We start from the raw sequence: 453 nt of genomic DNA, 5'->3' as shown, positions 1-453 counted from the left end.
GGCGCACCTGCGGCTCACCGACGAGCAGTTCGCAGAGCTCGGGGCGCGGCTGAAAGCGCTGGCGGACGAGTACCGGGCGCTGTCCGACCCGTCGCTGCCGGACGCGTCGCTCGTCTTCGCACTGTTCCACCCGGGATCGCACGCGCAGGCCGAAGGGGACGTCAAGTGACCACAGGGGTACGGAGACTGCCGGCCGGGTTCGGACGGCTGTGGACCGCGCAGACGGTGTCCTCGCTCGACGACGGCGTGACGCACGCCGCGCTGCCGCTGCTCGCGCTGACGTTGACGCGGGATCCGCTGGCGCTCGCCGTGGTCACGGCCGCCGGAACCCTGCCGTGGCTGCTCTTCGGGGTGCTCGGCGTGCGCTGGTGGACCGCTGGGACCGCAGGCGCACGATGTGGGTCGTGGACGCGGCCCGTGCGGTGCTGCCCGCGGTACCCGCGGCGGCGGCCA

At 74.0% G+C, this 453-nt stretch carries 2 pseudogenes; both read left to right on the top strand.

The features are described 5' to 3' along the window. Positions 1–169: pseudogene (locus VR44_RS47805) on the top strand (transcriptional regulator); the annotation flags it as partial. A gap of 17 nt (positions 170–186) precedes the next feature. Further along, positions 187–453 (top strand): annotated as a pseudogene (locus VR44_RS43170) (MFS transporter); the annotation flags it as partial.

The organism is Streptomyces katrae (assembly GCF_000966975.1).
Taxonomy (GTDB): domain Bacteria; phylum Actinomycetota; class Actinomycetes; order Streptomycetales; family Streptomycetaceae; genus Streptomyces; species Streptomyces katrae.
The sequence above is the reverse complement of the archived record's forward strand: the minus strand, read 5'-3'. Positions and strand labels throughout refer to the sequence as shown.